The following is a 26,324-nucleotide window of genomic DNA, read 5'->3' as shown; positions in this document are numbered from 1 at the left end:
AAAAACAAAGAGATAGAGCGTTTCGTGCCTCAACGCAAACGCTCTGGGCCTGGGGAAAGACATGACCGCCTCCGTCTTCGATCATCCGTTTCTCTCCGGCCTGTTGGGCGACGAGGAAATTGCCGCCTTCTTCTCGGTGGACGCCGACATCCGCGCGATGCTATCGTTCGAGGCGGCGCTCGCAACGGCCCAAGCCGAACACGGCCTGATACCTGATGAAGCTGCCGCGCGCATCGCCGAAATCTGCGGCAACTTCCTCCCTGATGTTCTGGCCCTGCGGCGCGCAACGGCGAGGGACGGCGTGGTGATCCCCGAACTTGTCCGCCAGTTGCGCAAGGCGATCGGCGGAGACGCTGCCGAAAAACTGCATTTCGGCGCCACCAGCCAGGATGTGATCGACACCAGCCTGATGCTGCGCCTGACATCGGTTTGCCGGCTGCTATGTGGCCGCCTGGCGGACCTTCTGTCCGCTTTCGAAAAGATCACCCGGCAATGGGGTTCCAACCCGTTGATGGCACAGACGCGCATGCAGGCGGCTATTCCCATCAGTGTTTCGGATCGCATTACCGCGTGGCGCGCGCCGCTCGCAAACTATCAGGACCGTCTGGAGCGAATGGACGTCGTGTCTTTCCCGTTACAATTCGGCGGCGCCGCAGGCACGCTCGAAAAGCTGGGCGACAAGGCCAGCGCAGTGCGTGCGGCCCTTGCCGAACATCTCGGTCTCGCCGATCATCGGCAATGGCAAAGCCAGCGTACGACGATCGCCGACCTAGCCCATATCCTGTCCTTGATATCAGGCAGCCTTGGAAAATTCGGCCAGGACATCGCGCTGTTGGCACAGGCCGGCGATGAGATCGAATTGTCGGGCGGCGGCGGCTCGTCGGCCATGCCGCACAAGCAGAACCCGGTGGCCGCCGAAGCGCTCATCGCGCTCGCCCGATTCAATGCCGTCCAGCTTTCCGGCATACACCAGTCGATGGTTCACGAGCAGGAACGCTCCGGTGCTGCCTGGACGCTCGAATGGATGATCCTGCCGCAAATGGCCATCGCCAGCGGCGCCAGCCTGCGGCTGGCTTCAACACTCGTTGGCCAGATCACGCGGCTGGGTGCTCGGGGCAGTTAATCGCGACGAGGGCTGTCGCATATGGATCGAAGGCGTCGCGACACGCTCCCTCTTCTCCCCGGCGGGGAGAAGAGCCGAGCATAGCGAGGCAATGAGGGGGTTTCTCGGCGATCTCGGTGCCAGCCGCCACCTCATCCGGCCGCAGCCTGTCCTCGGGCTTGTCGAAGGCAAGTCCCGGGGAGGCCACATTCTCCCCGCCAGGGAGAAGAGGGAGCGAGCCGCAAATCCCTGTGCAAAGGCCCGCCCTCCGGGGGAGATCCGGAGCACGGGGGAAACAAACTTCAATTCGCCTTGTTCTTGAAGGGCTTGCGCTTGGCACCCTCGGCACCCGGCTTGTCAAATTTCGGCTTGTCGAATTTCGGCTTGCCAGGCTTTTTGCTCCAGGGCTTGGTATCGGTCTTTTCCGATGAGCTATTATCCGCCCCGGCAGATTCCGGCTTTGCGTCGAACTTGCGCTTTGGCTTGCCCTCCCCCTTCCAATCGGGGCCCTTCCAGGCCGGCTTGCCTTCGCCCTTCCAGTCGGGCTTGCCCTCGCTCTTCCAGTCCGGCTTGCCAGCCTTCTTGCCCGCATAGGGCGCACCGCGCGACCCGCCGGAAAGATCCGGCATACCGTCGAGCTGCCTGACCTGGATGCCCTTTTCGAGCGCCCGCTTCGGCCCTACCGCTTCGACGAAACGATCCACCCAGTCGCGGGCGATCTCGACATAGGTTTCGTCGGCCTGCATCTTGATGGCGCCGATTTCCTGCTTGGTGATGCGGCCGATGCGGCAGAGCATCGGGATGAGCCAGCGCGGCTCGACATTCTGCTTGCGACCGGCCGACAGCGAGAACCAGACGCTGTCACCGAAATCGCCGCGCGGCGGCCTCGGCTCGCCACGCTCCGGACGGTCGCCACGATCACCGCGATCCTGAGACGGCGTGAACGATGGCGTGTCCATCAGATCCTCCGGCGCCGAGCGTCCGGCCCGCGACAGCCGCACGAAAGCCGCGGCAACCTGTTCGGCACCGTGCTGTTCCAGAAGCTCGTGAACGAACTGCTGCTCTTCCTCGCGGATCGGGTCGGCAAAAGCCGGGTCGGCAAGGATGCGTTCGTCGTCGCGGCGGGTGACTTCGTCGGCCGACGGCGGCTTTGCCCAGGTGGGCGTGATATTGGCATCGCGCAACAGCCGCTCGGCCTTGCGGCGGGCGCTGTTCGGCACAATCACCGCACTGACGCCCTTGCGGCCGGCACGGCCGGTGCGGCCGCTGCGATGCAGCAGCGTTTCGGGATTGGTCGGCAGGTCGGCATGGATGACGAGTTCGCAGCCCGGCAGATCGATGCCACGCGCCGCGACATCGGTCGCGATGCAGACCCGGGCGCGTCCATCGCGCATCGCCTGCAGCGCATGGGTCCGCTCGTTCTGGCTAAGCTCGCCCGACATGGCGACGACCGAGAAACCGCGATTGTTGAAGCGGGCCGTCAGGTGATTGACGGCCGCGCGGGTCGAACAGAACACCAGTGCATTGCGCGCCTCGTAGAAGCGCAGGACGTTGATGATGGCGTTCTCCCGGTCGGACGGCGCCACGGTCAGCGCGCGGTATTCGATGTCGAGATGCTGTTTCTGCTCGGCCTGGGTCGAGATGCGGACGGCGTCGCGCTGGTAGCTCTTGGCAAGATTGGCGATCGAGCGCGGCACGGTCGCCGAAAACATCAGGGTGCGCCGCTCGGCCGGCGCTTCCTCGAGGATGAATTCAAGGTCTTCGCGAAAACCGAGGTCGAGCATCTCGTCGGCTTCGTCAAGAACGACGGCCTTCAGCGCCGACATGTCGAGAGCACCGCGGCGGATATGGTCGCAAAGCCGTCCCGGCGTACCAACGACGATATGGGCGCCGCGCTCGAGCGACCGCCGTTCCGTGCGCATGTCCATGCCACCGACGCAGGACGCAACCGTCGCGCCGGTGAGTTCATAAAGCCATTCCAGTTCGCGCTTGACCTGCAGCGCCAACTCGCGAGTTGGCGCCACGGCGAGCGCCAGCGGCGCTCCAGCCTGGGCAAAGCGCTCCTTGCCGTCGAGCAGGGTCGAGGCGAGCGCGAGGCCGAAGGCCACCGTCTTTCCTGATCCGGTCTGCGCCGAGACCAGCGCGTCGCGGCCTTCCAGTTCGGCGCCCAGAACCGCCTTCTGGACCGGAGTCAACTCGGAATAGCCGCGCTTCGTCAACGCCTGAGCGATCGCCGGAGCGATGCTGTCGAACTCTGTCATCTGTTTGTCTTTCGGAATTCGGATGCCGTGCGCGTCTCGGTCGATGAGGAAGAGCGCAGTCCCCGCGGCCAGCACGTCGCAAGCCAATACATGCGCGTCCTCTTACTGTGCCCGGCGCGAATTGTACAGAGCGGAACGCGGCGGCCCGGCAAAACCCGACCAGGCAAGATCCGGCGAAAAGCCCAATGTGAGAACAGCCATGCATCGTGTGGATGCATGGCTGCCGTATGTGGCGCCTGTATTTATCCGCCTCTGTTGAGGTTGAAACTTAGCTCGTCAGGCGCGGTGACCGCACTACCTTGTTGAACAGGGTCTTCATGGCAGCCTCGATGCCTTCCGTCGGGCTCACTTCGAAATAGAAGCCAGGCGAAGCGCAGGCCTCCATGCGCGTTCCGATTTCCGACTGAAAGGGCTTGATCCAGCCGTTGTACCAGTTGTTGTTCGGCAGCGGCAAATAGGTGGTGTAGAGCACGGCGACCTTGATGTCGCGATCCTTCAGCGTTTTGCAGAAGGTCGTGTCGATCGGCTCCTGGCAGCGTGATCCCGTCAACTTCTTCGTACAACCCTTCGGCTTGTAGCTGTCGCCGACCCCATCGGAGACGAAGAAGACGATCTTCTCCGGGCTGGCGGAACTCGTGCCATTGCCAGGCGTTCCGATCTCGGCGTTGATCTTGGTCAGCGCGTTGTCGAAACTCGTCTGCTGGTCGCTGTTGTAGCCCTGGTAGGGGATGCTCATCAGCTTGATGTTCGACGTACCGGCTTTCACCTTCGTCAGGTCCGCAGTTAATGCCGCGACCTTCAGGAGCTTCACGTCCATCGCCGTTTCGCCGAATGTATAGGCAGCCATCCGGAACTGGTTGGAATAGCTCTGCGTCCGCTCCGCCTCCAGCGTCAGCGCCGCCACAGCCTTTGCCACCACGTCGATGCGGATGGTGATGCCGTTGTTGCGGGCGACGAAATAGTTGCTGTTGGTGTTGATCACGCCCTTTTCCGAGACGATATGGCAGGCAAAGGCGCAGTCTCTCGAACCTTTGTCCGACACGTTCGCCGTCGCCTTGATCATGTTGTCGACATCAGTCGGTGTCGCGGCGACCCCCATGGACGGCGTGTTGTCGAGCAGCATGTAGAAATCCATGAAGGACTGCGACTGGTAGGTGGCCGTCGCCTTGCCGGAGACCGTGATGCTCTCCTTGCCGATGACGCGCAGGAAGGATGTTTTCAAGGTCGCCTGATAGGTCAGTTCGGCGTAGATGTCCTTGCCGCTTTTTCTGACCGAGGCGTTCACGGTGTCGATCTTCAGATCCGCCGCCGCCTCCGGGTCATACATGACGTTTCCCGTGTCCATTTGCGCCTCGAACAGAGCCTCCGCTTCCTCTTCGCTGAGCGGAACGGGGCCGTCCTGCGGCATGTTGATCGCCTGCGCAACGCCGGCGGATTTTTCCGCGATGGATCCAACCACGGCAGCGTCGGCAGCGTTCTGAAGCTGCGCCTTGAGTTCCATGGCACGGGCGAAATCGATGGCCATGCCGGCACAGCCAAGAATGGGCACAATGACGATGGCGCCCATCAGGGCAAAATTGCCAGACCGGTCCGCCAAGAGTTTTTTCAATACACGCACTGTGACACCCCGTCCTCGCCGCGCGGCCGACTGCCACGCATCTACACTCGTCGGACGAGACAATAGCCGTGAATTTCTAAACGGCGGTAAAGGGCAATAGTTAACCGAAATAAAATTTAGACAAAGCTAAGTTGTTGTTGAAATTTAAGCAATTGATGATTGCACACAAAAACAAAATAGCACTCTTTTCTGAACGAAAACGATACGTTTTAGAGGTGTAACGAGTAACGTACGCCAACATGAATGACATTACGCAAGAATCAGCAGCGTAAAAATGAAACAAACCTTATTTTTATTGTATTCAACACAACTCTAATCTCGATAGGGGCGAGGCTATCGGTCTTTTCGCGGCTCTCCTGCGTTAATAAGCATGGCTAAGGGATCATCTAAGAAGCCAACCAAGCGGCCGGCCTGCGGTGCCTTGGATCGTCCGCCGCAGGTCCTATGCCGACCAGCTAAGCAGGCGAAGAAGGAGTGGGCGCCCGCGGCGAAAGGTCGAGACCACCTCTTTCGACCGTGAGAGACTTCTCAACAATCAGCCGCGCCGCAACTAGCCCTTCGAGCAGGTCGTTGTTTGAAGCGACGATATTTTTCGCCGCGACATACGGATTCGATCAACTTCCCCGCTAACACGGTGGCTTGTTCGAGATCACTGCCTACCAGCCCGCCCCGGAAGTTGCAGTGATGCTGAAAAATACCGTTGTTAAAAGAAGAGTTCTAAAAAACATAGGGGACCCCTCGTTGGTTGAAAAACGCATGCACGGTACCGTTCGGTATTTTTGTCCACAAACGGAAGGGTTCACTAGTCCGTGTTCAACCCAAAATGTGAGAGGTCTCCGAGAAAGGTTTTAAGTTTGGGCTGAAAGCTTTTTGCCATGGGTGATTCGTCAAACCGCGTTAGGTGGCGCGAAGAAGCAATTTAGGTAGTCTTCGGTCGGATGGAGACAGACGTGATAGTTTTCGTCTCCGGAAGGAAGATCGTCGCCATAAGGGACAAAAAAGCGATGATATCTCGTTGCGAGGTGATGGTCTCCGGGATGAATGAAAACCGAGTACCCCTGCGCTCCCTTGGTAACGTCAGAGCTGGGTATCGCCTCGCAATCTCCCCCAACATGACTGCCTTGACAGCAAGCAGGCGGATACACCCAGCCGCTGCCCGCTTGATGGGCATGGCTCTTGGCCAAGAGGGTCAAGAAAACAAACGAACAGAGGACTGCGGAAGTTGTTACTAGTGCCCTAGATACCATCGACCTGCCCCCATCGCTGACCGTGGGGGAGGAATTCTACGCCGATCGCGCCAGCATGTAACTGAAAACAACGGTAAAGGATGGTTTTTGACAGGGTGCTGGAAAAACCGAAATTCCGATTCGCCGTGTCAAAATTCCGGAAAGGCGCAGCGAGTGTTGTTGGTCATCCCAGACTGCAGTATGTGGGAATTTCCGGGAACAGGCGGGAATTTGCGGGAAAGCCTTAAAGTGCAGGGTTTTGCGCGTGATCCTGGCGCCAGACAGACAAGCCATGCTTGTCGACACACTTCGCGCGGGCGCGGCTAAAGAGCATGCCAGAGCATAAAACTTCCGCAGCCTTCGAGGCGACTTCAAATATGCTCAATGGCCTTTAAGGCCCTTTTAAACCCATGAAAACGTTGTTCTGAGATTTTGCGCGCAAGGCGCCTGAATGGGAAAGATTGGTGCCTCTGCGCCGTTTGAAGCCAATTTTCATCTCCACAACCGAGTAGCGACGAAATCATCGTTATTAATCAATGGAATAAGCTCCAATCAATTCCCATTGGATCTCAACGCTCAAATTAGCGGCCCAAAGTCTTTTGGAGGCGCCTCTTTTACAGGCTTCGATGGTTCTGGACGAATTGCAGAGAGCCAAGCGCCGGCAAAAGCCTTTCTATCACCGGTAGCCGTGGTGCCATGAACCGCGTGTCCCAGCAGGCGTGCGACCCGAACAAGCTCTACAAAATTAGGCTTCGCTTCAAGAACGCCGCATCCGCTCCCAGCTCGGCCACGACGGTGACCATCGGTCGCGTCCTCGTTATGGACGTGCAGGAGATCGCTATCGAGGTCGCCTCCGGCCGGGGTGACGCATCCTCGGGCAAGGGCGTTCCGGTCAACGCTACGGGCACCTTCCCGGTTCGAGACGTGAACAACGTCTTCACCGAAATCGCCTCGGCTGCGCTGACCAGCTCCGCGACCACGGGTGCAACGTCCGCGCCTGAAAACGGCGGCGGTGGTTCGGCTTCGTTCATTGTCCCGGTCACGGCAGTCTCCGGCACCAACCCGACGCTGGATATCGGCATCGAGGAGAGTGACGACAGTGGCACCAACTGGGTCCGCATCTGGGATCTTCCGCGCATCACCGCCACCGGTGTTTATCGCACCCCGGTCCTTATGCTGTCCGGAAACCGCTTGCGTTATGTCCAGACGGTCGGTGGCACTACGCCGAGCTTCACGCGCTCAGTTCTTCGGATGGCGCAGCAGAACGTGCTTGCGCCGATCCGTCGTGCGTTCTTCGACCGGGCGCTCAACGTCAACACCCTGAACGCCACGACGCCGACCTATTCCGTCGAGGGCTGCTCGAAGTTCTACGCCTCGATCACCCTTTCCTCGATCGGCACCGGCGCCCCGTCGTTCCAGTTTCAGTTCTCCGACGACAACGCGAATTGGTACAGCGCCGGGGCTGTTGTCGCTGGTATCGTTGGCACGGTGCGAGTTGCCTCCAACAGTGGCGAACTGCCGAAGTTCGTCCGATTAGTCACGCAGACGGCAGGCGTTGGCGCGGTTCTCACTCACGTTTGCATCAAGGGAATGGAATGATGGACCCGATCAAAACTGGAGAGGCCTACTGGCGGGACGAAGACGACGTTCTTTGGCTCGCGGAAAGTTGGGAAAATTCTGCAACCGGCGAAGTCTGGACGACGCAGACCGCAATCCCTTCTGAATAGCCCGCCCCAATGCACCAGGTGCCCGGAGCGGTCACCCGCTCCGGAGACGGGTCAAGTTTGCCGACCGATCCCGTCGACAGCCAATTTGGATAACTGTCACACCCGTACCCTGCAGGGCGGGGCCTTAGTGACTGATTCTCCGAAAGTTTCAAATGCCCTTCAAAGACGATTTCAGAGACGTTGAAAGCACGCAGCCGCCGGCCGCCTGGATCGGTGGCAAACGCCAGCTCGCCGCCCGCCTGGTCGGCATGATCAATGCCACACCCCATGTTACCTATGCCGAGCCCTTCGTTGGCATGGGCGGCGTGTTCTTCCGCCGCACCAAGGCGCCGCGATCTGAGGTGATCAACGACCGCAATGGCGAGGTGGTGAATCTTTTTCGCATCCTGCAGCGGCACTATCCGCAGTTCATGGATACCCTGAAATTTCAGATCACCTCGCGCCGCGAGTTCGATCGCCTCAAGGCCTGCGACCCCGCAACGCTGACTGATCTGGAACGCGCAGCGCGGTTCCTCTATCTCCAGAAGCTGGCCTTTGGTGGCAAGGTTTCTGGACAGAGTTTCGGAGTGTCGCTTGAACGAGGCGCACGCTTCAATCTCAACCGACTGGCCCCCCAGCTCGAAGACGTTCACGAGCGGCTTTCGGGTGTCGTCATTGAAAATATGGACTGGCTGGCCTTCATAGATCGATACGACCGGCCGGGCACGCTGTTCTACCTCGATCCGCCTTATTTCGGTAGCGAGGGCGACTATGGAAAAGCCCTCTTCGGCCGTGACCAGTTCGCTGCTTTGGCGGAGCGTTTGAGGCGCGTTCAAGGGCATTTCATACTGTCCATAAATGACGTGCCGGAGATCAGAGACACCTTCGAGGGGTTTACGTTCCACGAGGCCGAGCTGACCTATTCTATCGGCGGCGGCAAAGGTGTGGCGGCGCGGGAGCTGGTCGTTGCCGACCGTTGAAACTGGAAAAGTGAAGCGGCGTCGCCTCGCCGCTTCACAACTAGTACCCTTGCACAGAGGTTTTGACGGGTTGAACGGCGGGGCTGCTTTCGACCCCAAGCGGAAATTGCTGACGAGTCCTGCGGACGCCGACTTTTGGTTCACAGCTGAAGTTCTTGAGGTCCCCAGGCGGTAGGCTTGGTAATAACCGCCAATGCTTGGTGGAGCGGCTTAACACGAGGAGGAATGGTTGGCTTTGTCTCCTTAAGGATTGGCCGACTATATCACCGGCTCCGTCGAAAAATGAGGCCTGTCAGATTAGCAAGAAGCCGCTATCGTAGGCGAAGACTCACTTGGTGAAATATTGAACTTGGCGGTGTGACATTGCCCATATTGCGAACTACTGACGGGACGAGGGTCACTGCGACGAGCGAACAGCTCGCACAATTTCGCGCCTGGCTTGCTGTGGAAAGCGACCTGGACAGACGGATTTCGAAGTTGTTCTGGTTGGATATGTATCTGGGATACAAAGTTCAGAATCTTAACTGCGTCGCGGTGATGCGGGCGATACGAGATCTGGAGGCCGATGAGCCGCATTCAGGCGTGAGGGCAGCAACCCAGTTTGAGAAGCCACCTCTCAAGGGACTCTGGCACAAACACCATTATTCGGCCCAATCACTAGCAACAAACGTCATCAACGGGCTCGGGAAGAATGGCCTAGCAAAACTCGCAAGCGAAATCATAGATTCAGCGCCGAACACTGTCATTACGGAGCAGATGTGTAACGAATTGGCTTGTCGGGCGGTCTTCGAGACGCTAGCTCAGCGCAGCTCAGGCGGAAAGCTTACCGGTGAATGGCTGATTTTTGCAAAGAGTGAAGGGGTGAACCGCTACCTTTCGTTGGGATTTCACGCCCCTCGCGACCAGGACCAAGTGCTGTATGATCGGATCATGAAGCACTGCGTCGACGATTTTCCCGATTTGCACAAGTGGATCATCTGAATGGGAGGCAGCTTTCCACCCACAGCAGTCGGCCAGAAGGGACCCGAACTCAAAGGGAGTGAGGCTGGGCAGCCGGGCCCCGCTCAACCCGTCAGAATCTCTGTGCAGAGGTACTAAAACCGCTTCTGCGCCTCACGAGGTGACATTTTCAATGCTCCTCAAATCGATAGATTCGGGTATAGGGAAACCAAGCTCGGCACAGAAAACGCGCATTAGGGCGCTGTCGGGATGCCATACATTCAACCTGTTCAAATTGTCCCCATCTCGGAGCACCCAGTATGCCCCCTCGTAGTAGTTGAGGACCAACTGCACGCCGTCGACTCTCCATTGAGCAATCCGAACTCCATGCTCGTCCTCAGGCGGTCGATTTTGGACTTCCGGCAGGACGAAACGCTCTCGTGAATCTTCAGTAAGCCAGCTGTGCAGAGTTCTAAGCGTAAGCGGTACTCGCGCATCAGCAGCATTCACGAGCTCGGCGTTTGTTTCACCGGGAGGGTATTGCAGCTGGATAAACATTCCTTCTCTAACCAGTGCGTCGATTAGCGGCTTAAAGTCGTTGTCGCCGGTCAGAAGGGTGGCCGTATGCATGTTTCCCCTAAAGGTGTGAGTGAGCATGTCCACAGCGATCATCACATCGACTTTTTTCTGTTCCAGCCCGCGTTTCTTTCGCCGATGCGCGTCCCCCTCATAGACATGCACGCGATCGATCGAAGACGCCGCGTTCAGCTCTTCGCTTTGGGTTTGAATGCGAGCTTTGTACGTGCCTTCGTCCTCGTCCCTTTCCCTCACCGGCAGTGCATCGTAGTAGAATACCCGTGTATGAGACCCGACCATTTTAGCAAGGTCGACCTTAAATAGCTGGCCGCCAAAATGGCGCCTTGAGACAGTCGCAAGATGTCCTCTCAGCGCTCCAGCGTCTACGAACAGATACGAGACAGGGTTGGGGGTCGACGGCGAGTATAGTGGCATCGTTCTTGGCTCCTGAACTGAAGCAAAAAACATAGCGAGAAAGATGCCCGAAAAATAGATATCCGGGCATGCAGAGACCGCTGAGCTGGCTCAGGCCCGGCCGCCACCGATCAGAGCAGCTCCGGTTCTTCTGGGTCGATCTCTTCGATGATATCCGGGCGGTCATTCTTCGGCGAACCGACATCCCTGCCGATCTTCCACATGGTCATCAGGTCGGACGGAAAAGGCTTCATCAGATCGCGCGGATCCTCGTCGCTGGAAATCCATCGTTCGTAGTCTTCCGGATGCAGCAGGACTGGCATGCGGTCGTGGATCGTTGCCATCAGTTCGTTGGGCTCGCAGGTGGCGACGGCGAAGGGCGGACGCTTCAATTAAGGGTGACGCTCTCAAAGTGAAGTTCTGACAGGGGTACTGGAAAAATGGAAATTCCGATTCGCCGTGTCAAAATTCCGGAAAGGCGCGTCCGGCTACATCCGGCTACATCCGGCTACAGGCGCTTCGACTACAACAGCGACACGAGGGAGAATAGCGGGACGAGGGATTCGAACCCTAGATACCGTCTTTCCCTATGCTCCGTAGCAGGGACGGCTTTCGCTACCACAAGCCCAGCTGGCTTTGAGCCTATTAAGCTTCGAATCAAAATGGCGTTGCTGCAAAGTGCGCTGACAAAAATGCAGAAAGCGGCGTCACGCAACAGCGAGCGACAGTGACGAACTAGAGGAAATGGTGGGCCCGGAGGGACTCGAACCCCCAACCAAGCGGTTATGAGCCGCCGGCTCTAACCATTGAGCTACAGGCCCTGCCCCGGTTGCAGCCGGTATCCGCCGGCCAATGGCAGACGGCGGTGGACTGGCTCTAGCGGAAAACGGGTTTTCCCACAAGACGTCGCCGCAATCCCTACACAATCAATCATCATGAAGGGTGGCAGGGACGAGACACAACCGGAAAGAACCCATCCATGACCTCAGCCTATCTTTTCCGCCGCCTCAGGACCGCCATGCTGGCGACTGCCTTTGCGGGCATCGCAAGCGCGGCGGCCTTCGCGCAGGATAACACGCCGCGCGAAGCGGTGATCACCGTTTACGGCGAGGGCCATTCGGAAGTGGCGCCCGACATGGCGATCCTGTCGTTCAGCGTCGTCAAGGATGCAAAAACCGCCCGCGAGGCGCTCGACGCCAACAACAAGGCGATGGCGGACGTGCTCAACGCGCTGAAGAGCGGCGGCATCGCCGAGCGCGACGTGCAGACCTCGGGCTTTGCGGTCAATCCGCAGTACCAGTATCCGGACAACAGCGATGGCGGCAACCACCCGCCGGTCCTGATCGGCTACCAGGTCGCCAATTCGCTGACCATCAAGGTGCGCGACCTGGACAAGCTCGGCGCGATCATCGACCAGTCGGTGACGCTCGGTGTCAACCAGGGCGGCTCGATCCAGTTCACCAACGACCAGCCGGAAGCGACGATCACCGAAGCCCGCAAGCAGGCAGTGGCCGATGCCGTCGCCAAGGCCAAGGTGCTTTCGGAGGCCGCCGGCGTCGCTCTCGGCCGCATCATTGAGATTTCAGAGAACTCATCCCGGCCCGAACCGCTGCCGATGATGCGCACTATGGCAAAGGAATATGCCGCCGATGCCGTGCCGATTGCGGCGGGCGAAAACAGCTACAACGTCACCGTCAACGTCACCTTCGCGATCGCGCAATAATATCAGGTCGCAGACGACCGTGGAAAATCGGACCCCGCTTCGGCGGGGTTTTGTTTTGGTGAGCCCGTGATCATGGAGCAGAGCCGCGTCTCAATCCGCCGCTCATGCCTGCCCCTCATGCCCGCCCCTCATGCCCGCCCCTCCTGCCCGCCCTTGTGGCGGGGGTGCTTCACGCGGCCGGGCACAAGCCGGTAAGGGGGACGTCGTTGCGCCGCAGACCGCCCGGCGGCGATAAAACAAAGACGCCCCCCGCGGGCGAACCGCGAAGGGCGAGACTTTCCGCCGGCCGGGGGGACGAGGCGGAAAGGATGGGATCTACCGCCCAGCCACTGATGCCAGCGTCAAGGGCGGCGTGCCCTTAGCGGCCGATGACCGGGCAACCGCGTGCGTTGGCGAAGACGATCCGACGGTAGTCGCCGTGACGGCGGCCCTCGACCACGACGCGGCGCCACGACACGTCAGCCACATAGGCCCGGCGCAGGCCGTAATCACGTGCCTTGTCAACGGCGAGCCAGGGGGCGCAACGGCCGCGGCGCTCACGACCCCAGCCGTCACCCCTGTCCGGGCGATGGCGGCGATCCCGGCCCCAGTCACGTTCGTCGCCATAGCCGTCACGTTCGTCGCCATAGCCGTCGCGATCGCGGTATTGAACATCAACGACGCCGCCGGAATGGATGCCGAATGTCAGCGTTTCGGCGACGGCCGGGGCGACCGTTGCGCCGAGACCCGTCAGACCGATGAAGCCGGCAAGTGCCAGTCTTGTGAATATCTGTCTCATGAGTGTTTCTCCGTGTTGGGTCCAAAATTCAAACGTCCGCCCGTGGGTTTTTGTTTCGGGGCATTGAGGAAAAGGTAAGCCGGGACGGCTGAACGGAATCGGAACTCGCCGTTCATCGGCGGTTCAGGTGGCCGGAGCGTGAAAGAACAGCGGGAAGAGAAGCGTCGAGGCTAGCGGGCGAGCTCTTTTTCGAAGACGCGAATGTTGCGGTAGTGGCTGAGCCGGGTGACGGCACCGTTTTCGAATTCGAAGACGAAGACGCTCGGGATCGAATAGGACTGGCCGGTGGCGGCGGGGAAGCCTGGCATGGTTTCGCGGTAGGTGCCGCGGGCGGTTGCGTCGATGGCGACGCGCTGGCCCAGCGCATCGTGCATGAGCACCATGTCACCGAAGGTCTCGTCAAAATGGCGGAAATAGCTCATGACGCCCATGCGCAGCGGGCCGGCGCCTATGGTCCGCTGTCCGGTCAGCGAATCCAGCGCCACGTCCTCATCGAGAAAGGTGGCGAGCGTGTCGAAATCCCGCTCGTTCAGGGCCTCCATGAAGCGGCTGGCTATCGTCTGCGCGTCGGTCAACGAACGTCCCCCTGATTGTCGAGCCGGAGCCTTGCGGTGACCGGCTGAGAATAACGCCAAAGCCCTGATTTTGTTCCGGAATGGAAACAGATATCGGGGCCAGAATGCACCGGCCGGTGGCCGCCTGTCCAGCACAAAACCGACATCACCGCCCGAGATGCAGGACGATCTCGCGCCTATGCTGCCGGTCGCGGTGCTCGAACAGATAAAGCCCCTGCCAGGTGCCGAGCATCAGGCGGCCGCCACTGAGCGGAATGCCGATCGAGACCTGCGTCAGCGCCGCCTTGATATGGGCCGGCATGTCGTCGGGTCCTTCAGCCGTGTGGATGATCCAGCGCATCGACGGATCGGTCGACGGCGGCACCAGGCGCTTGAAGAACTGGTCGAGATCACGCCTGACGTCGGGGTCGGCATTCTCCTGGATGAGGAGCGAACAGGAGGTGTGGCGGACGAAGACGGTGAGCAGCCCTTCCTCCAGACCGCTCTTATGAACAAAGGCCTCAGCCTCGTGCGTGAATTCGTAGAGACCGGCTCCGCGCGTCGACAGGCTGATGATCGTCTGGGGCATGGCGTCCTTTTTCCCGGCCCTGCCCGCATTTCGTTCATCAGGCAGGGTCACCGTTTTTCGTTCATCGAGCAGCCGTCATAGCTCCAGGAAGCTCTTGAAGCCACCATAGATCATGCGCTTGCCGTCGAAGGGCATGGTCCTTTTGTCGCTCGCAAGCCGCGGGTCGGCCATGACCTTGGCGTTGATCTGGTCGCGCTCCTCGCGCGAGGGATAGGTGATCCAGGAAAAGACCACGACCTCGTCGTCCTTTGCCTGGACGGCGCGCGGGAAGGAGGTGAGTTCGCCATAGGGCACATCGTCGCCGATGCACTCGACATAGGACAGCGCGCCATATTCCTTCCAGACTTCGCCGGCGGTACGGGCCATGTCCTTGTAAGCCTCGATATTGCCCTTCGGCACGGCGACAACAAATCCGTCGACATAGTGCATTTGAGGTTTCCTCCGCTGTGAACCATGCCAAGCGAAATGGAGCGGCAAGCCGGATCGTCAACCGAGGGGATAGAGAAAAGGCGGCAGTGTCTGCGGATCGCACGCATCGGCATGCGGCCACTCCACGCACAGCGGCGGGATCTCGGGTTCAGCCTCCGGCGGGCGAATGGGACGCACGAAATACGCGTCGCGGCAGGCGTGCCAATAAGTGATGAAGCCCTTCAGCCACTGATCGTCGGCACCGGCAATGCAGAGCGGCAGCCAGACGGTAAGATCGTCGCTATCGCCGAGAACCGGCGGGATTTTCCACCGTATCAGCTTGCCGGCGCAGTGCCCCTTGCGGGCGCAGCGGCGCAAGCCGCAGAAGGGGGATATCTCCATCTTGTTCACGGCCATGCGCGACAGCACGACAAACTGCAGAAACGGCATCTGCTTGCCCCACAGGATTTTACGCTGAGCCGGCTCTTCCTTTTTTGTCTGCTCTTCCATGCGGACACACCTTCTCGTTCACGCGGCGTTTTTCGCCCGCGGCTTGACATCGTCTTCAGTTTGCCGGCCAGAAGCACGGCGGGATCGGCAGGGGCACATCGGGTGCCTCAAGTAGGATAGGTAGGTGACACGCGATGTGCCCCGCTTCGGTGTCTTTTGCCGCGCTTCTCAGGTTCTTCTGCGCTTCTCCTGTCACGAGAAGCCTCCAATGCCCCGGCCCGGCCGCTTATCCGCCAGGCCTTTCAATACGGTGGGGCATGCCCTGGACCCGTGGACGGCAAAGCCGCCCGGCGGGGTGAACCGCCCGTGGTGGGACATGCCCGGCACGCCCGGTTCATTTGCGAACCGGAGGAGAACCGCCTTTCACGCAGCCCCGGGGGTTTCGCGCGCGTTTCGCCAAACCCACCGGGCACCGGCCCCGCCTCGCCGGCAACGCAAACCGGTGTATCCGATGGCGGGACGGGAGGAGTATGGCACGGGTGCAAAGGGCGGGGATTTGCGGGGATGATTTTTGGGGTGACGGGCGGGCAAAAGGCCTATCGGGAGCGTCGCAAGACCACCATCATCGCACCGGGTCCGACGCCGCAAAAATTGCCGGGCGCTGCCCCCAAATATCCTGGCCGCACCAATCAGTTGCAACCGCTCATCGCATGTGTCAAATACCGCGACGGTATCAAGGTCATCCACATGCTGGAAAACCACGCGGCCTGATCGTCTCATCACGCAAATTCATGCATAGCTCAGGTAAACTCCTTGCATCTTCCCCGGACCCCAGCCGCCGTTGTCTTCGACATGGACGGTCTGCTTTTTGATACTGAGGCGCTTTACCAGAGAGCAATTGCTGCGGCAGCGACCGAAGGCGGGCATGATTTAACTTCGGCCAGCAGCCTTATGATCGGTCGTCCCGTGGACCAGAGCCGACGCCTGCTCTTGGACCTCTACGGTTCGGCCTTTCCCGTGGATGAGTTCTTCGCAGCCATGTTCCGGCATTTTGATCTGATAGCGGCGACCTCCCTTACCTTAAAGCCGGGCGTGGTCGAATTGCTTGACACCTTAGACGATTTGCAGCTTCGTCGGGCTATCGCCACGTCGTCGGCTCATCATAGGGTCCAGGATCACTTGAATGCTCACAACCTGGGGGGGCGGTTTCACGCAATTGTGGGGCACGGGGACTATACTGCCAGCAAACCGGCCCCGGATCCGTTTCTGGTGGCTGCAGGGCGGCTAGGGTTCGATCCACGGCTGTGCTTGGCCTTGGAGGATTCTCACAACGGCGTTCGATCGGCGTGCGCTGCCGGAATGATGACGGTGATGGTGCCGGACCTTCTTGAGCCTACGGACGAAATTCGAGCTCTCTGCAGCTTCGTCGCCCGTGATCTGCATGAGGTCCGCCGGATTATCTTGAGTGCTACTGCATAATTCCTTAAATCGGGATCGATTTAAGGATAAAATTATGCAGCAGTTTCAAAGTGCTACAGCGTCCTTTGCGCGTCATGTTTGACGCGCGGCGCTGTAGGGAGTGAAGGTTTCGGTTTCTCGCCCTGTTGATGGTCCAAAGCCGCCCCCATGCCTTGACGATCAGGAAGATCGGAATGGGGAAGCCGCCGTGAGGTACGCGGGAACGACGTGCTGCAAGGAGCAGGCGTCGCCCCGCTGCGGCCCCACGCGATAGTGATCGCGATTTTCGCGATCAATGCGCGACCTCTGACGCTGCCGACATCAGTTCTTCGGGGTTCAGCGCCCGGCAGACGTTTCGGCCTTCGTCTTCAACTTCCGTAAAACTCCAGCGCACCACGCCTTCGCGATCGAGCAGGAAGTGGCCGACAAGCTGCATGTGGCCGGCTATCCGCACCTGTTGATCGGCTTCCATGATTTCGTAGCCATCCTTTTGATTGAGAAGGTCGCCTGCCGTGGGCGGGTCCATCGGTTCGGGCAATTCAGGCAGATCGACCCGCATGGTCATGACCTCGTCCATTCCGACCTTGTTTGGCCAGACGGTCTCATTCTGCGTGAACTCGACGATGGGCAAGCCGAAGGCTCGGTGCGAAGTTCGCGCGGGGTCGGACGCGGCAAGGAGATCGGGTATCGGATGGTAACGAAAATAGAGACGCGCGCGCTCGACCGGGGTGTTGACCACCGCCAAAGATTCGATGCCTTTTTCGCGCAGGGCCGGGTTGAGTTGTGCCATCGCCGCGACATAACGCCGGCAGAACGGACAATGCAGGCCTCGAAACAGACCGATCAGCAACGGGCTGCGGCCGCGAAAATCATCAAGCGTGATCTTCCCCTCACGCGAGATCGCATCCAGCATGATGTTCGGGACCCGGTCGCCCGGTTGTAACGGATGATCGACAGAATGTGTGGACATGGGCAACCTCCTCGCCCTGGTACCAGCCGGGAAAAGGCGCACGCTTCAAGGCCGAGCCCGCTGGCGCAAACGTTTGCTCGAAGACGAAAGAGCACTCGGCTCCGCGCCGAGGGCGACATCAAGCGCTGCACGGCTTCGCCTTACCGGCATGAGAATGGCCCCACATCGGCTCATGAGCAAGCTTAAACAGCAAGGCTGACCGAACTTCCGGGCACCCCTGTTCAACGTCTTGAACCACAGCACACAATCGGTCGTCTCCCCTCTACCCTGCCGCGTAGCCCCCTCAAGGGCAATTCCATGTGGAGCGAAGGCGATTGCGGCAAGCTACCTCTTCTCCCCCGCGGGGAGAAGTGCCGAGCGTAGGCGAGGCGATGAGGGGGGTTTTCAGCGAGTTCGGCGCCAGCCGCCCCCCCTCATCCGGCGCTTCGCGCCACCTTCTCCCCGCCGGGGAGAAGAGGGAGCAAGCCGTCGCCAAGCCGCCCCCATCCGGCCCTTTGGGCCACCTCCTCCCCGCTGGGGAGAGGAGGCAATTGCCTCCCTTCCATCCTTCAGGCTCAATGGCCAGACAGGACGAGCGTTTGCACCGGGAGCAGTACGGCCTGCATCCGCAGGATCATGGCGTGCACCAGCCCGACCGCATCGACGACATGAAGAAACAGCCATCGCAGCGTGCCGATGTTTTCGTCTGCGAGGGCATCGTGGTTGTTGCTATAGGCATTGGCAATGCAGCTGCTTCCCGGCGGAATGCCTTCCAGTTCCCCGGGATAGAGCGGCTCAAGAAAGACCGTCAGCGTTCCCGGCCGGCCCATCTGCTGGACATCGACGAGTTGATCCGTCGGCCGCAACTGTCCGGTGGCGATGACGTCCTGGACACCGGTGACGACCATCGGAATGATGGTGAAGGGCTTGCCGACGCAGGTCGCCTCGGCGATCATTCCCGGTTTCATCACCTGGGCCTCGATCTGCCCGAAGCCGGCGATGAGGGCTACCCGACCCGCCTCCGCCGGCACGAGGATACCGGCCGGCCGCAACATCGAGTTAACAACATCGCCGGGCCGCAGCGTAAACTGCTGGACGGAGCCGGCGACGCCGGCCCTGACGAACGTCTTGTCGAGATCGACCTGCGCCTGTGCCTGGGCGGCTTCGGCACTTGCCTTTTGCGCCGGCAGCAGGACGGCGATCTGCGTCTCCAGCGTCTTTTTCTTGGCAAGCGCTGCATCGACCGCGCCCTTGCGGCCGTCGATGGTTGTCTGCAGGCGGTCGACCTCGCGCTGGGACACGGCGTTGCTCTTCAGAAGCTGCGCCTTCATCTCATATTCGTCCACCGCGGTCTGATAGGCACCCTGAGCCTCCGTGATCTGGCCATCGGCGCCGGCAAGCTCGGTTTCAGCCACCTGCGTCTCGGCAACGATTTCCGCAATGCGCCGGCGGGCGGTCTCGATGGCCGCTTCCTGCTGGGACCCGTCGAGCCGGAAGAGCGGTGCCCCCGCTTCGACCTTCTGGTTGTTGCCGACATAGACCTCATCGACGCGCCCGACCGTTTCCGGCAGGATCGTCACCGTGCGGAACACGGCCGTGACGTGCTTGGTCGAAGGGTGGAAGTAGAAGATCAGCGTGATCAGCGAAATGGTCAGGAGCAGACAGGCGGTAATGCCCCAGCGCAGCTCATACCATACGGTGTAGAAGGTAATTTCGCGGCCGATCCGCTTTCCCTGGGCATAGCGGCGAAACAGATAGTCGGGGAAGACCGTCAGCAACGAACAGAGCATCAACTCGAACATGGCTCAGATCCCTCCCCCGTGCGCTTCCGTCCTTTGCGCCGGATCGCTTGCCTCGACCGGCTCGTCAGCCACCAGCGCCAGATTCTCTGCCGTTTCGGCATCACGCCCGGACAGTTTCGCCAGCGACTGGGCAATCGAATGGAGCGGCGACGAGAAATCGGGAATCTGGATGAAGGCCAGGAGCAGGCCGGCGATCCAGTAGATATGGTTGTGCGTGAAAAGCGAGATCAGGGCCAGAATGGCGACGATTTCCATCTGCACCTTGCTGGTCCGGTGCGCCCGGCGCTCCGGAAAGGCATGAAGCTGAAAGTAAAAATTGCCAAGGACGAGGACGCCGATCAGCAGAAAGATCACGACCACGTTGAAGAGGTAATCGGTTTGCCCAGGCTCGGTGATGAAGACCGGCAAGTGGTCAGTTGCGGCAGGATGAAGCGCTTGCGCCATTGCATTTCCCCCCTCTGAAAAGGCGCCCGAGTGTCCCAGATGGATGAAACGGATCCCGCAGCTCCGGCAAGCCGATTTCAGCGCGATCCGTGTCCCGTTACGCCCCCGCCGCCAGTGTAGCGTGCTTCCGATTTTTTAGCGATGGGGGCGAGCCTGACCGATAGGCGGTGGCCGCCGCCGATTGTCGGCACTTTTGACACGACTAGCATCGGCACAGACTTTGACTGGCATTTTCAATCCGCCGGCGATCGTGCGGGTTGATTGCGGGCGCAAGGGACATAGATCAATCGCATAGCTCAAGGGAGGGAGAAGAGCATGCAAAAGATCACGCCGTTTCTCTGGTTCGACGACCGGCTCGACGAGGCGCTGGAGTTCTACACGTCGATTTTCAAGAATGCGAAAGTGACCTATCACAAGCACGGACCGGACGGGAAAACCTTCACCGCCGCCTTCGAACTGGAAGGCCAGGAATTCATGGGGCTGAACGGCGGGCCGCATTATCACTTCACGCCGGCCATCTCCTTCTTCGTCAAATGTGTAGGCCAGGCGGAGGTCGACTATTATTGGGAGCGGCTGCTGGAAGGCGGACACCCGCAAAAATGCGGCTGGCTGACCGACCGTTTCGGCATCAGCTGGCAGGTCATTCCCGATGCGCTGATGCAGCTTCTGAACGACCCTGACCCGGCCCGGGCCAGACGCGCCACCGACGCGATGATGCGGATGGTGAAGATCGACGTGGCCGGGCTGGAGAAGGCGGCGGCAGGCTAAAGCGCCGCGCGTCAAATATGACCGCGAAGGACGCTTATCACTTGAATTGCTGCATAATTTTATCCTTAAATCGATTCCGATCATGCAGTAGCGGGGCCTCAGCCCTCCATGTCCTCCTTCAGCCGCCCGAGCAGGTCCACCGCCTGGGCGGCATAGGGACCGATCCAGCGGTCGTGGATCTGTTTGATCGGCAGCGGATTGAGATAGTTCCAGCGCTCGCGGCCCTCGCGGCGGACGATGACGAGGTCCGCCTCCTCCAGGACCTTGAGATGCTGCATCACCGTGCAGCGGTCTAGGCCTGGAAAACGCGCGCATAGTTCGCCCGTCGTTTGCGGGTGATCCTTCAGCATATCGAGCATCGCACGCCGGCTGGAGGCGGCCAAGGCTTTGAAGATTCTGTCGTTTTTCTCATCGATTGACATGTTATGTTTTTATAACATAATGGAGCGGAGAACAAGCCGGAACAGGAAAACAGGAGGAAAGGTCATGGAACTGAAATTCAAGGTCGCCGGCCGGATCGCCAAGCCGGTATCAGAGGTTTTCGAGGCGGTCGTCGATCCCGCCCAGTTGTCGCGTTATTTCACCACCGGCGGCGCCAAAGGCCGGCTCGAGACCGGCGCCACCGTCACATGGGATTTTCACGATTTTCCCGGCGCCTTTCCGGTGAAAGTGATCGATGTCGTGAAGGACAGGAAGATCGTGCTGCAATGGGCGGCCAATGAAGGCGCGGCCGAAACCGCAGGTTACGATACGACCGTCACCATGACCTTCGAGCCCGTCGATAACGGCCGAACGCTGGTGACGATTTCCGAGGAAGGCTGGCGCGAGACGGCCGGCGGGCTCAAGGGCTCCTACAGCAATTGCGAGGGCTGGACAGGGGCTCTCTGCGCCATGAAGGTCTGGCTGGAGCACGGCATCAATCTGCGCGAGGGATTCTACAAGTAGCAGATCGGGCGGCGCGGCGGGTCAATCCGCGGGAAACTGCCGAGCCTTCCTCTCGCTCTCCGAAATGACCTTGCCGATCGCGAAGCGGAACGACGTTACGCTGCCAAACTCCTCGTCGACGGTACATTCGAACTCGATATCGCGCCAAACTCGGCGGCTGACAAAGGCTCCGCCGGTGGCACGCAACACCTGGCCGGAGATCAGCCCGCCGCCGTCGGAAAAGGCTACAATGCCTTCCGGCAGGGTTTCCGGCGACGCGTGGCGTATTTGCTCCAATGTCTCAAACGTACACATCTGTACGATCCGCCGGTTTGGCGGCAGTTTGCCGAGCGCCTGGCGCGCCCGTGGGTTCGAGAGTGCGTCGGCGGTGAACAATTCCTTGGCCTTCGGCAGATCGGACGGCGGCAGCAGCGATCTTGCGTCGGCTGATTTGCTGTCGGCCGACGTCGATTGTTGGCGCTTTAGCAAACTGACGTCGCTCGGCTTTTGTTCGGGTTTCAGCACCGGCGTCGGCACGGTCCGTATGTCCGCCTCGCCTTCGTTCAGGATCTCCCTGGCAGTTTCGGTTTCGGGGAGATCGAGTTCGGGCAGTTTGGAAACCTTCGATGTCTTCTCGGGCTCGTCGTCAGGTTTTTGAATCGCCTCGTCAGTTTTCTCCGCCACCTTGCTCTCGACCGGCGGCGTGGCGCGGTCGGCGCGCGGCTCGACCTCGGGCTGCAGCAACGGCTCAGACGGCCTGTCGCCGCCCGCTTCCTTGCCGCCCTCTTTCGCGGCAGATTCGAAGGCATGCGGCTGGTTCTTCTGCGCCTCTGCCTGCTTCTCCGCCGGGCGCTGCCCGGACTTGGCTGGGGTTACCGGTTTTTCCGCCGGCTTCTTCTCGGCTTGCTGCCTTGGTTCGGCCTGCGGCTTCTGCTTCTGCTCTGGTTTCTTCTCGGGTTCGGGCTTTTTTTTCGGCTGCGGTTTCTTCTCAGGCTCGGGTTTCTTCTCCGGTTCCGGCACCATCTCGACCTTGACGGTCTCCTCCTTCTCGGGCTCCGGCGCGGCGGGCGGCAGGCGGAAGAGGAGCAGTGCGGCGATCGCGACATGCAGCGCAACGGAGGCGAAAAGCCCCGCACCAAAACTTCCCCGTTTTTCCAGTTTTTGCTGCATGAATGGGTGGATACGGCCGGATACTGGCCGGAGCGTGACCGGCAGAAGATGGAAAGACGACGTTCAGCCGGCCTGACAGCCGGTGTGGTGTTCAGTAGCACGCGGCTTCACGCGTTCCTAGCGAGCGTGAACCCACCCACGTACATCGCCGCCCGGCCCGCTTAGTCCTCGTGTTCGGATATCTCGACGCGATCCGCATAGAAGGCCAGATGATCCTTGATGGCGCTGACCGCATCATAGGGCGTTTCGTAGGTCCAGACGGCGTTCGCCAGCCGTTCGCCGCCGGACGGCATGCTGAAATAGGAACAATCGCCCTTGTAGGGGCAATAGGTGACGTGATCGCTCCGCTCCAGCAGGCTCATATCGACATCGGCGCGCGGAATGTACTGTACCGGCGGATAGGAGGATTCCCGCAGCGTCAGGGCGTTGCGGCTATCGGCAAGGGCCTTTCCGCCCGCCTTCACCACCACGCGACCTGGGTTCCGCGTGATGGTGATTGGGTGGTCCGGGCCGGGTATCCTGATCGGTTTTTCGGACATATAGTTCTCCTAACCCGGCAAAGGCTTCGTCATCATGGTCCTGTCCAGGCGGGCATCATGCCCTAGCCGAGCGAATTGATCAGCTCGCGGTAGGCTGCCTCGGGGAAGGCTTTCAATGTGCGGGTTCGCACGTTGCCGGCCGTACCGAGAGAAAGGGCGAACCGCGCGGCAACAGCGTCGTCGGGCGCTTCGCAAACCGCCACCATGTCATATTCGCCCATGGTCAGGTAGAAATCCTTGAACGAGCCGCCCATATCACTCAGCAGTTTCTTCGCCGCGTCGAGGCGCTTCGGCGACTCGCGCACGGTCTTCACACCTTGGTCCGTCCAGTTGATCAGCATGATATACATGGTCATAGCACACCTCCCATGCGGCACGACCGTGAAGATGGTGCCGCGATTGACGCCTCCGCCTCCCGCCTCATCGGACAAACCATCCACAAAGCGGACGGCCGATTTCACTCAACAGAACGCACGCGATGAAAGCTCGAGGTATTGGCAAGCAGAGGAGTATAGTCCTGTCGGCTTGAGGGAACAAGAAAGACGAAGCCATCGGAAGATGTGAGCAGAGCGAGCGGGGGCGGCCGATTGGAGGCGGAATTGACCGATCTCAACGGATGAATGGCACCGATATCAACATCTTGCGACTTGACGAAAAACCCGGCCAGTTTTCACCGACCGGGTTCCATTTTTTTCAATCGACCACCGCCGTCGTTTAGCTATCGAGGAAGCTCCGCAGCTTGCGCGAGCGGCTCGGGTGCTTGAGCTTCCGCAGCGCCTTGGCTTCGATCTGGCGGATGCGTTCGCGGGTGACCGAGAACTGCTGGCCGACTTCCTCGAGCGTATGGTCGGTGTTCATGCCGATGCCGAAGCGCATGCGCAGGACGCGTTCCTCACGAGGCGTAAGCGAAGCGAGAACGCGGGTCGTCGTTTCGCGCAGGTTCGCCTGGATGGCGGCGTCGATCGGCAGCAGCGCGTTCTTGTCCTCGATGAAATCGCCGAGATGCGAATCCTCTTCGTCACCCACCGGCGTTTCGAGCGAGATCGGCTCCTTGGCGATCTTCAGGACCTTGCGGACCTTTTCGAGCGGCATGGCGAGCTTTTCGGCCAGTTCCTCCGGCGTCGGTTCGCGGCCGATCTCGTGCAGCATCTGGCGCGATGTGCGGACGATCTTGTTGATCGTCTCGATCATGTGCACCGGAATGCGGATGGTGCGGGCCTGGTCGGCGATCGAGCGGGTGATCGCCTGCCGGATCCACCAGGTCGCATAGGTCGAGAACTTGTAGCCACGACGGTACTCGAACTTGTCGACCGCCTTCATCAGCCCGATATTGCCTTCCTGGATCAGATCGAGGAACTGCAGGCCGCGGTTGGTGTATTTCTTGGCGATGGAGATCACGAGACGCAGGTTGGCCTCGACCATTTCCTTCTTGGCGATGCGTGCTTCGCGCTCGCCCTTCTGCACCATATGCACGATACGGCGGAATTCGGAGATCGAGATGCCGGTTTCCGTGGCGAGATTCTGGATCTCGGCGCGGATGTTGCGGATCATCGTGTTTTCGTTCCTGGCGAATTCCTTCCAGCCCTTGGCGGCGAGATTGGCGATCGACTTCATCCAGTTCGGATCAAGTTCGGCGCCGGAATACTGCTCGAGGAAACTGTCGCGCTTGACGCCGTAGGATTCAGCCAGACGCAGCAGGCGACCCTCGTTCTGCACGAGGCGCTTGTTGATGTCGTAGAGCTGCTCGACGAGGCTGTCGACGCGGTTCTGGTTGAGCGACAGCGACTTGACCGCCGTGATCAGCTCGTCCTTCAGCTCCTTGTAGCGTCGCTCCTGGGCGGGCGACAACGTGCCGGTCGCCTGGAGGCGGGCTTCCACCTGCTGATCCTGCAGCTTCCTGAGCTTCTTGTAGGTCTCGGCGATGGTGTCGAGCGTTTCCATGACCTGCGGACGCAGTTCCGCTTCCATGGCGGCGAGCGAGAGGTTCGATTCGTCGTCGTCCTCTTCCTCTTCCTCCGGCGGCAGGCCCTCGCCGCCGACATTGGTGATGTCGTCGTCGCCAGCACGCGGCCTGCGGTTCCTTTCCTTCTCTTCGGCCGCCTTGCGGTCGGCCTCGATCTTTTCAGGCGACTGGAACTGCGGGGCGGCCTTTGCCTCCGGACCGGAATAGGTGGTTTCGAGATCGATGATCTCGCGCAGCAGCGTGTTGCCTTCGTTGAGTTCGTCGCGCCAGATAATGATCGCCTGGAAGGTCAGCGGGCTCTCACAGAGACCGGCGATCATGGTTTCGCGGCCAGCCTCGATGCGCTTGGCAATGGCGATTTCGCCCTCGCGCGACAGAAGCTCGACCGAGCCCATTTCGCGCAGATACATGCGGACCGGATCGTCGGTGCGATCGGTAGGCTCCTTCTTCTTTGCAGTCGCAACGGCAGTGCCGCCGGACGGTGCAAGTTCGCCGCCCTCGCTGTCGGCGTCGGCCTCGCCGTCTTCCTCCTCGGCCGCCGCAGCGCCCTCTTCGGTTTCCTCGTCCTCGACGACATTGATGCCCATTTCGTTGAGCATCGCCATGATGTCCTCGATCCGGTCAGGATCGACCTGATCGGACGGCAGAACTTCATTCAGTTCGTCCATGGTGACGTAGCCGCGCTTCTTGGCGGCCTTGATCATTTTCTTGACCGCGTCATCCGAGAGATCGAGAAGCGGGCCGTCGGGTGCGCCTTCGCGTTCGGCTTCTGCTTCTTCGTTCTCTTTGACTTTGGTTGCCATGTATTCGTCGCTTTCCTTGGACAGCATTCAACGCGTGAGCGGTGCAAAACTTTTTCGAGGCTCGGGCGCGTCAATCGCTCCCACCGCGAATCATTACCCCTGACGTAACGGGATGACCTTTAATTCCTGCTTAACCACGATAGTCACACCGAGGTTAGACCGGCCAGCTGCGACAGCGTC

The 26,324-nt window shown here is 60.1% G+C and carries 26 protein-coding genes, 1 tRNA gene and 1 pseudogene; 10 read left to right on the top strand and 18 right to left on the bottom strand.

The window, feature by feature from the left end; all coding sequences use genetic code 11:
* Positions 1-61: 61 nt before the first annotated feature.
* Complete coding sequence (locus ACSQ2Z_RS08255; RefSeq protein ID WP_436080751.1) at positions 62-1,123, top strand: 3-carboxy-cis,cis-muconate cycloisomerase; 1,062 nt, start codon at positions 62-64, stop codon at positions 1,121-1,123.
* A gap of 281 nt (positions 1,124-1,404) precedes the next feature.
* Here ACSQ2Z_RS08255 and ACSQ2Z_RS08250 read toward each other — a convergent pair whose 3' ends face one another.
* Together ACSQ2Z_RS08250 and ACSQ2Z_RS08245 are read right to left on the bottom strand one after the other, a co-directional pair.
* Positions 1,405-3,363 (bottom strand): DEAD/DEAH box helicase, encoded by a 1,959-nt coding sequence (locus ACSQ2Z_RS08250; RefSeq protein ID WP_436080750.1) that lies wholly within the window; start codon positions 3,361-3,363, stop codon positions 1,405-1,407.
* A 268-nt stretch (positions 3,364-3,631) separates the two neighbouring features.
* Positions 3,632-4,972, bottom strand: coding sequence for a TadE/TadG family type IV pilus assembly protein (locus tag ACSQ2Z_RS08245; RefSeq protein WP_436083022.1), 1,341 nt, complete (start codon positions 4,970-4,972; stop codon positions 3,632-3,634).
* 1,686 nt (positions 4,973-6,658) lie between these two features.
* Between ACSQ2Z_RS08245 and ACSQ2Z_RS08240 the strand changes: the two genes are divergently transcribed.
* The 4 genes from ACSQ2Z_RS08240 (at position 6,659) to ACSQ2Z_RS08225 (ending at position 9,874) form a co-directional block, all read left to right on the top strand.
* A complete protein-coding gene (locus ACSQ2Z_RS08240; RefSeq protein ID WP_436080749.1) occupies positions 6,659-6,907 on the top strand; it encodes a hypothetical protein in 249 nt (82 codons plus the stop codon).
* Positions 6,904-7,806: a hypothetical protein gene (locus ACSQ2Z_RS08235; protein WP_436080748.1), complete on the top strand. Its 903-nt coding sequence runs from the start codon at positions 6,904-6,906 to the stop codon at positions 7,804-7,806. The genes ACSQ2Z_RS08240 and ACSQ2Z_RS08235 overlap by 4 nt, the downstream gene beginning before the upstream one ends.
* A gap of 280 nt (positions 7,807-8,086) precedes the next feature.
* On the top strand, positions 8,087-8,893 hold the full coding sequence (locus tag ACSQ2Z_RS08230; protein ID WP_436080747.1) for a DNA adenine methylase: 807 nt from the start codon (positions 8,087-8,089) through the stop codon (positions 8,891-8,893).
* Positions 8,894-9,370: 477 nt separating this feature from the next.
* The gene (locus ACSQ2Z_RS08225; RefSeq protein WP_436080746.1) at positions 9,371-9,874 is read left to right on the top strand and encodes a hypothetical protein; all 504 of its coding nucleotides are present in this window, start codon (positions 9,371-9,373) and stop codon (positions 9,872-9,874) included.
* A gap of 132 nt (positions 9,875-10,006) precedes the next feature.
* Here the strand turns inward: ACSQ2Z_RS08225 and ACSQ2Z_RS08220 are convergent, their stop codons facing one another.
* The 3 genes and pseudogenes from ACSQ2Z_RS08220 to ACSQ2Z_RS08210 all read right to left on the bottom strand — a co-directional run bounded on the left by ACSQ2Z_RS08220 (position 10,007) and on the right by ACSQ2Z_RS08210 (position 11,643).
* On the bottom strand, positions 10,007-10,843 hold the full coding sequence (locus ACSQ2Z_RS08220; RefSeq protein WP_436080745.1) for an NYN domain-containing protein: 837 nt from the start codon (positions 10,841-10,843) through the stop codon (positions 10,007-10,009).
* Between the two features lie 110 nt (positions 10,844-10,953).
* Positions 10,954-11,199, bottom strand: a pseudogene (locus ACSQ2Z_RS08215) (SOS response-associated peptidase family protein); the annotation flags it as partial.
* A 368-nt stretch (positions 11,200-11,567) separates the two neighbouring features.
* Positions 11,568-11,643: transfer RNA gene (locus ACSQ2Z_RS08210), tRNA-Ile, on the bottom strand.
* Positions 11,644-11,801: 158 nt separating this feature from the next.
* On the opposite strand from ACSQ2Z_RS08210, the gene ACSQ2Z_RS08205 reads away from it, so the two are divergent.
* On the top strand, positions 11,802-12,545 hold the full coding sequence (locus ACSQ2Z_RS08205) for an SIMPL domain-containing protein (protein ID WP_436080744.1): 744 nt from the start codon (positions 11,802-11,804) through the stop codon (positions 12,543-12,545).
* 358 nt (positions 12,546-12,903) lie between these two features.
* On the opposite strand, the gene ACSQ2Z_RS08200 is transcribed toward ACSQ2Z_RS08205, so the two are convergent.
* From ACSQ2Z_RS08200 to ACSQ2Z_RS08180, 5 genes are all read right to left on the bottom strand, one after another.
* The gene (locus ACSQ2Z_RS08200; RefSeq protein ID WP_436080743.1) at positions 12,904-13,323 is read right to left on the bottom strand and encodes a hypothetical protein; all 420 of its coding nucleotides are present in this window, start codon (positions 13,321-13,323) and stop codon (positions 12,904-12,906) included.
* A gap of 170 nt (positions 13,324-13,493) precedes the next feature.
* A complete protein-coding gene (locus ACSQ2Z_RS08195; RefSeq protein WP_436080742.1) occupies positions 13,494-13,898 on the bottom strand; it encodes a ketosteroid isomerase-related protein in 405 nt (134 codons plus the stop codon).
* 145 nt (positions 13,899-14,043) lie between these two features.
* Positions 14,044-14,466 (bottom strand): secondary thiamine-phosphate synthase enzyme YjbQ, encoded by a 423-nt coding sequence (locus ACSQ2Z_RS08190; protein ID WP_436080741.1) that lies wholly within the window; start codon positions 14,464-14,466, stop codon positions 14,044-14,046.
* A gap of 75 nt (positions 14,467-14,541) precedes the next feature.
* The gene (locus tag ACSQ2Z_RS08185; RefSeq protein WP_436080740.1) at positions 14,542-14,895 is read right to left on the bottom strand and encodes a DUF1428 domain-containing protein; all 354 of its coding nucleotides are present in this window, start codon (positions 14,893-14,895) and stop codon (positions 14,542-14,544) included.
* 57 nt (positions 14,896-14,952) lie between these two features.
* Positions 14,953-15,384: a hypothetical protein gene (locus ACSQ2Z_RS08180; protein ID WP_436080739.1), complete on the bottom strand. Its 432-nt coding sequence runs from the start codon at positions 15,382-15,384 to the stop codon at positions 14,953-14,955.
* Positions 15,385-15,888: 504 nt separating this feature from the next.
* On the opposite strand from ACSQ2Z_RS08180, the gene ACSQ2Z_RS08175 reads away from it, so the two are divergent.
* Entirely contained in the window at positions 15,889-16,095 is a 207-nt protein-coding gene (locus ACSQ2Z_RS08175; protein ID WP_436080738.1) for a hypothetical protein, read from the top strand.
* Between the two features lie 42 nt (positions 16,096-16,137).
* Positions 16,138-16,803, top strand: coding sequence for an HAD family hydrolase (locus ACSQ2Z_RS08170; protein ID WP_436080737.1), 666 nt, complete (start codon positions 16,138-16,140; stop codon positions 16,801-16,803).
* Positions 16,804-17,074: 271 nt separating this feature from the next.
* Here ACSQ2Z_RS08170 and ACSQ2Z_RS08165 read toward each other — a convergent pair whose 3' ends face one another.
* From ACSQ2Z_RS08165 to ACSQ2Z_RS08155, 3 genes are all read right to left on the bottom strand, one after another.
* Positions 17,075-17,752, bottom strand: coding sequence for a peroxiredoxin-like family protein (locus tag ACSQ2Z_RS08165; protein WP_436083021.1), 678 nt, complete (start codon positions 17,750-17,752; stop codon positions 17,075-17,077).
* A gap of 554 nt (positions 17,753-18,306) precedes the next feature.
* Positions 18,307-19,533, bottom strand: coding sequence for an HlyD family secretion protein (locus ACSQ2Z_RS08160; RefSeq protein WP_436080736.1), 1,227 nt, complete (start codon positions 19,531-19,533; stop codon positions 18,307-18,309).
* A 3-nt stretch (positions 19,534-19,536) separates the two neighbouring features.
* On the bottom strand, positions 19,537-19,977 hold the full coding sequence (locus ACSQ2Z_RS08155) for a hypothetical protein (protein ID WP_436080735.1): 441 nt from the start codon (positions 19,975-19,977) through the stop codon (positions 19,537-19,539).
* A gap of 315 nt (positions 19,978-20,292) precedes the next feature.
* Between ACSQ2Z_RS08155 and ACSQ2Z_RS08150 the strand changes: the two genes are divergently transcribed.
* Positions 20,293-20,745: a VOC family protein gene (locus tag ACSQ2Z_RS08150; protein WP_436080734.1), complete on the top strand. Its 453-nt coding sequence runs from the start codon at positions 20,293-20,295 to the stop codon at positions 20,743-20,745.
* Between the two features lie 98 nt (positions 20,746-20,843).
* Here the strand turns inward: ACSQ2Z_RS08150 and ACSQ2Z_RS08145 are convergent, their stop codons facing one another.
* Entirely contained in the window at positions 20,844-21,167 is a 324-nt protein-coding gene (locus tag ACSQ2Z_RS08145) for an ArsR/SmtB family transcription factor (protein WP_436080733.1), read from the bottom strand.
* A 64-nt stretch (positions 21,168-21,231) separates the two neighbouring features.
* Between ACSQ2Z_RS08145 and ACSQ2Z_RS08140 the strand changes: the two genes are divergently transcribed.
* Positions 21,232-21,690 carry an SRPBCC family protein gene (locus ACSQ2Z_RS08140; protein ID WP_436080732.1) on the top strand — a complete coding sequence of 153 codons (459 nt, stop codon included), beginning with the start codon at positions 21,232-21,234 and terminating at the stop codon, positions 21,688-21,690.
* Between the two features lie 21 nt (positions 21,691-21,711).
* Here ACSQ2Z_RS08140 and ACSQ2Z_RS08135 read toward each other — a convergent pair whose 3' ends face one another.
* From ACSQ2Z_RS08135 to rpoD, 4 genes are all read right to left on the bottom strand, one after another.
* The gene (locus ACSQ2Z_RS08135) at positions 21,712-22,839 is read right to left on the bottom strand and encodes a DUF930 domain-containing protein (RefSeq protein WP_436080731.1); all 1,128 of its coding nucleotides are present in this window, start codon (positions 22,837-22,839) and stop codon (positions 21,712-21,714) included.
* A gap of 161 nt (positions 22,840-23,000) precedes the next feature.
* Positions 23,001-23,378, bottom strand: coding sequence for a DUF427 domain-containing protein (locus tag ACSQ2Z_RS08130; RefSeq protein WP_436080730.1), 378 nt, complete (start codon positions 23,376-23,378; stop codon positions 23,001-23,003).
* Positions 23,379-23,440: 62 nt separating this feature from the next.
* On the bottom strand, positions 23,441-23,734 hold the full coding sequence (locus ACSQ2Z_RS08125; protein ID WP_436080729.1) for a GYD domain-containing protein: 294 nt from the start codon (positions 23,732-23,734) through the stop codon (positions 23,441-23,443).
* Positions 23,735-24,092: 358 nt separating this feature from the next.
* The gene (gene rpoD, locus ACSQ2Z_RS08120; protein ID WP_436080728.1) at positions 24,093-26,144 is read right to left on the bottom strand and encodes an RNA polymerase sigma factor RpoD; all 2,052 of its coding nucleotides are present in this window, start codon (positions 26,142-26,144) and stop codon (positions 24,093-24,095) included.
* Between the last annotated feature and the right edge of the window lie 180 nt (positions 26,145-26,324).

It is taken from the genome of Pararhizobium sp. LjRoot235, from assembly GCF_964254145.1.
In the GTDB taxonomy this organism is placed as follows: Bacteria; Pseudomonadota; Alphaproteobacteria; order Rhizobiales; family Rhizobiaceae; genus Pararhizobium.
This window is presented reverse-complemented; position numbering and strand designations above follow the sequence as displayed.